Below are 5,443 nucleotides of genomic sequence, written 5' to 3' on the forward strand. Positions count from 1 at the left end.
TTCGTCCCCTGATCTGGCGCGACGGCGACCAGCGCGCGCCGGACGAGCGGATCGCTGCACAGGACAGGAGCAACCTGGTACCAAGCGAGGAGGTGCCACTGAGGCCACCGGAATTCGCTCCGCCCAGCTTGCGGGCGGGGAATTCCGCCTCGCCAGAGCTCTTTCCTGAGGGGATGTCCCCCGCGGTCGAAGGGTTTTTTGGTGTTTTCGGCGACCCCAGCGGGCGGGTGCTCGGCGCATTGCAATTGCTAGGCGACGAACATATCCACAGGGATTACCAGCTCCTGGAGCAGGAGTTGCAGGGGAACAATCCAGAACTCGCCGCCCGGACGCGGTTCGTGGATCCCCTCGTAGCCAATTATCATCTGCGCTTGGGCTCCGAGAGCGACAAGCTAAGCGCATTCCAGCGCATCGTCCATAATCAGAACGGTAACGACACAGCCGACTTCCTGTTCGTGCCAGTGAGCGATGGCGGTAAGACTCTTGCGGAGCGCGGCAAACATTGGTCGCTGCTGTTCGTTGATCGCAGCGACCGGGAACGGCCGGTTGCCTATCATTATGACTCCGTCAGCGGATGGCATGACAAGCTTGCAAAACACCTCGCAGAAAGGCTGGGCGCCAGCCTGGAGACCCGCGTGGACTTACCCCGCATCGCCCAGCAGAGCAACGAGTGGGATTGCGGAGTCTACGTGGTGGACGGCACGCGGGCGCTGGTTGGGCGATTGCAAAGATGGCAGCCAGACCTGCCAGACCTGCCAGACCTGAACCTCAACAACCTCGTCGTCAATCGGCAGGCACTACAAACCCGACTCATGGGTGACGATACATCTGGAACGGCAAATTATCTCACGAACTTTGAACTCATGGACCGACAGGCGCGAGACGCGGTTAAGGAAAGCCCCGTTGGGACGTTTCACCAGCGGATCAAGCGGCTCGGCCAGTCAGCGCGAGCGTTGCACGACAGAGCCCTGGCTCCAGTCGCGCCGGACCAAGGCAACCCAGACTCGGTGTTCGTACGGGACGTTGTTCCCGGGGAAACACGCCATCATCATGCGCCGGATTCGTCAGTGGTTGATCTGAATCCCCCCGCACCGTTCGAGTTGCGTGACCATGCTCGTTCTATGCCGGCGGCGGTGCAGCCAGATCCTCCAGTAGTGGTCTCCGGTCGCGACAAGCGTCCTCTTTATTCCAACGATGCGACCGTTGTCGAAGGGCTGCGGTCAGCACTCTATGCCGGTAAGGTCGGGGAGCGCACGGTCACGGACCATGTAAATTCTCTTCTCGGCTTTGGTCGTTGGCTCTTTGATAATAACAAGCCGGGATTTGCTGCTCGGCTTGACGATCCGTTGCTGGATCAGGATCTCAAGGAGTACCAGCGCGAGAGTGGCTCCTCGAACGTGGCTAGAGCACTGGGTCGTCTCAAAGAGTCGGCGGGCGGAGCGCCAATGGTGGGCCGCGCTGCCCTGAATCCCGACCCTGTCGACGCCGAGCTCATCAGAGATTACAAAGCGGCTCTCATCAAAAAGTACGAGGCAGAGCCTGCGACCGGGCCGAATCCCAAAACCACTCAGGACTATGCGGCTACTCTTAGACGTTTCAGTCAATACCTGCATGAAAACAGCAGGCCGGGGATTGCGGCTCGGCTTTACGAGGGGTCGCTGGATGAAGATGCCAGGCGTTATTTGGACTCCAGTGGTAACCGGTGGATCAGTGCACTAGCTCATCTCCGGAAGTTCCCGCCGTACGCCGCACTCGGGCGCGAAATTGCCCTTGCTGCTCGTCCGGAAGACGCAGTCGGCATGGAGGCTCGTGCCATTGGGGACGCCGCTGCGCAGNGCGCAGCCCATGATGCTGGGGGACGAGCACCTGGCACCGCATACCGGAGGCAGTGGGTCGATGCTGGGTGCCTCGGTGCTGCAGCCGGGTCACTCAACGGCGCGCCATCATGATGCGCCGGATTCGTCAGTGGTTGATCTGAATCCCCTCGCACCGTTCGAGTTGCGTGACCATGCTCGTTCTGTGCCGGCGGCGCCTGCCGGGCCAGCGTTCGCCAGGGCTGAGGAGACGCCCTCCGCGGTTGGCGAGGCCGCGGTGGCCGAAAGGTGGGCTCGGTTGCAAAAGCAAATGGACGAACCAGTGCATGATCCCGGCCCTCAAGTGGATACATCGCCATGGGAGGCGCAACTCATGGTGCAAGGGAGCGGACAAGAACACGCCGCGGCGCCCTACGCCGGAGGCAGTGGGTCGATNTCACTCAACGGCGCGCCATCATCATGCGCCGGATTCGTCAGTGGTTGATCTGAATCCCCCCGCACCGTCCGAGTTGCGTGACCCTGCTCGTTCTGTGCCGGCGGCGCCTGCCGGGCCAGCGTTCGCCAGGGCTGGGGAGACGCCCTCCGCGGTTGGCGAGGCCGCGTTGGCCGAAAGGTGGGCTCGGTTGCAAAAGCAGAAGGTCGACGCTGATTTGTCGGGATATTTCGACTCGATTCCGCACGCGGACCTTCTACGATCGCCATGGGAGGCGCAACTCATGACGCAAGGGAGCGGACAAGAACACGCCGCGGCGCCCTACGCCGGAGGCAGTGGGTCGATGCTGGGTGCCTCGGTGCTGCAGCCGGNGCAAGGGAGCGGACAAGAACACGCCGCGGCGCCCTACGCCGGAGGCAGTGGGTCGATGCTGGGTGCCTCGGTGCTGCAGCCGGGTCACTCAACGGCGCGCGATTCGTCAGTGGTTGATCTGAATCCCCCCGCACCGTTCGAGTTGCGTGACCATGCTCGTTCTGTGCCGGCGGCGCCTGCCGGGCCAGCGTTCGCCGGGGCTGAGGAGACGCCCTCCGCGGTTGGCGAGGCCGCGGTGGCCGAAACGCTGGCTCGGTCGCAAAAGCAGATGGTCGACGCTGATTTGTCGGGATATTTCGACTCGATTCCGCACGCGGACCTTCTACCATCGCCATGGGAGGCGCAACTCATGGTGCAAGGGAGCGGACAAGAACACGCCGCGGCGCCCTACGCCGGAGGCAGTGGGTCGATGCTGGGTGCCTCGGTGCTGCAGCCGGGTCACTCAACGGCGCGCCATCATGATGCGCCGGATTCGTCAGTGGTTGATCTGAATCCCCCCGCACCGTTTGAGTTGCGTGACCATGCTCGTTCTGTGCCGCCGGCGGTGCAGCCAGATCCTCCAATAGGGGTCTCCGGTCGCGACAAGGGTCCTCTCTATTCCAACGATGCGACCATTGTCGAAGGGCTGAGGTCAGCATTGGAGAGTACGGTCAAGCGCCATGTAAATTCTCTTCTCGGCTTTGGTCGTTGGCTCTTTGATAATAACAGGCCGGGATTTGCTGCTCGGCTTCACGAGGAGTCGCTGGATCCGGATCTCAAGGAGTACGAGAGCAAGAGTGGCTCCTCGGACGTGGCTAGAGCAGTGGGTCATCTCAAGACGTGGGCGGGCGGAGCGCCAGTGCTGGACCGCGCCGCTGTCCTGAATAATCCCGACCCTGCCGACGCCGCGCTCATCAGAGGTTACACAGCGGCTCCCATCAAAGAGTACAAGGCAGCGCCGACCGGGCCGAATCCCGCTACCATTCAGACCTATGGATCTGCTCCTAGACGTTTCAGTGAATACCTGGTTGAAAACAAAAAGCCGGGGATTGCGGCTCGGCTTCACGAGGGGTCGCTGGATGAAGATGCCAAGCGCTATAACAACTCCGGTGGGATCAGTGCACTAGCTCATCTCCGGAAGTCCGAACTCGGGCGCGAGCTCCCTGGGAAAGCTAATGAAGACGACGCTGTTCTGGCATCGTCTTTCGTGCCAACTGGGCCCCATCACCAAGCCTCGGATCCCNAGCTAATGAAGACGACGCTGTTCTGGCATCGTCTTTCGTGCCAACTGGGCCCCATCACCAAGCCTCGGATCCCGCAGGGTCCTTTCGTCCCCTGAGCTGGCGCGACGGCGACCAGCGCGCGCCGGACGAGCGGATCGCTGCACAGGACAGGAGCAACCAGCTACCAAGCGAGGAGGTCCTCATCAACCGTGAGCATGATACAGCGGAGTTGAGACCAGCGAAGAGGCAAAGGACCCCGAACAGTCGTCTGCAGGACGTTGCCACTGAGCCGCAGCTGAGCGAGATCGGCAATTCAGGCGCTCGCGTGCTGATGCAGGCCCCNATGCGCCGGATTCGTCAGTGGTTGATCTGAATCCCCCCGCACCGTCCGAGTTGCGTGACCATGCTCGTTCTGTGCCGGCGGCGGTGCAGCCAGATCGCCCAAAAGTGGTCTCCGGTCCCGACAAGGGTCCTCTTTATTCCAACGATGCGACCCTTGTCGAAGGGCTGAGGTCAGCACTCTATGCCGGTAAGGTCGGGGAGATCACGGTCAAGCGCCATGTAGATATTCTTTTCGGCTTTGGTCATTGGCTCGTTGAAAATAACAAGCCGGGGTTTGCGGATCGGCTTCACGATTCGTCGCTGGATCGGGATCGCAAGGAGTACGAGATCTGGGGTGGCGGCCCCTCGGCCGTGGCTGGGTCACTGGGTCGTCTCAAGACGTGGGCGGGCGGAGCGCCAGTGGTGGGCCGCCCTGCCCTGAATCCCCACCCTGCCGACGCCGTGCTCATCAGAGAGTACACAGCGGCTCTCATCAAAGCGTACGAGGCAGCGCCGACCGGGCCGAAACCCCGTACCGTTGAGGTCTATGGGTCTGCTCTTAGACGTTTCAGTCAATGCCTGGTTGAAAACAAAAAGCCGGGGATTGCGGATCGGCTTCACGAGCGGTCGCTGGATGAAGATGCCAAGCGCTATATGAAAACCGCTGACATCAGTGCACTAACTCATGTCCGGAAGTTCGCACTCGGGCGCGAAATTGCCCTTGCTGCTCGTCCAGAAGACGCAGTCGGCATGGAGGCTCGTGCCATTGGGGACGCCGCTGCGCAGACCGCGGCACAAGCTCATGGCCACGCAGGAGAGCAGGGACCCATCTCTCGAGCTCAACAAGTCGCGCCAGCGCCGTTTGAACGGCACTTGGGCAAGAAGCGTGAGGCCCAGGACGGACTGACGAGTACACTTGACAGGAGCAACCTCGTGAACAGCGGGGGCGTCATCATAAACAATGAACATTACACAGCGCTGTTGAGACCGGCGAAGAGGCAGAGGACTGATAATCCGCAAAGCCGCGCCATGGGGCGGCAACTGAGCGAAGCAACCACGACGTCCATCAGCCAAGCCTCCGATCAAGCCCGAGCGGACCTAATGGCTTCCTTCAGAAGCAGGGAGCGCTCCGACGCGGGGCGTTGAGCTCCATGGCTGGGGTCAAGCAGAACAGCTCTCTTGACGACAGAGGCGCTGATGCGATCTCCGGACCGGTAGCTCTCGCTGTAATTGATCAGGCTGGTACTGTTGGAAGGCTTGATCAGCCTCGTCACCCCAATCTCCAGCATAGCTCACTGTCA

The 5,443-nt window shown here is 61.5% G+C and carries 2 protein-coding genes; both read left to right on the forward strand.

Annotated features, from left to right (window positions below; genetic code table 11):
* A partial coding sequence (locus tag X733_RS1000000167450; RefSeq protein ID WP_050588742.1) for a Ulp1 family isopeptidase occupies nucleotides 1–1,949 on the forward strand: 1,949 nt, incomplete at its 5' end.
* A 2,232-nt stretch (nucleotides 1,950–4,181) separates the two neighbouring features.
* On the forward strand, nucleotides 4,182–5,288 hold the full coding sequence (locus X733_RS1000000171215; RefSeq protein ID WP_245274560.1) for a hypothetical protein: 1,107 nt from the start codon (nucleotides 4,182–4,184) through the stop codon (nucleotides 5,286–5,288).
* The last annotated feature ends 155 nt before the right edge of the window (nucleotides 5,289–5,443 follow it).

This window comes from Mesorhizobium sp. L2C066B000 (assembly GCF_000502335.1).
GTDB lineage: Bacteria > Pseudomonadota > Alphaproteobacteria > Rhizobiales > Rhizobiaceae > Mesorhizobium.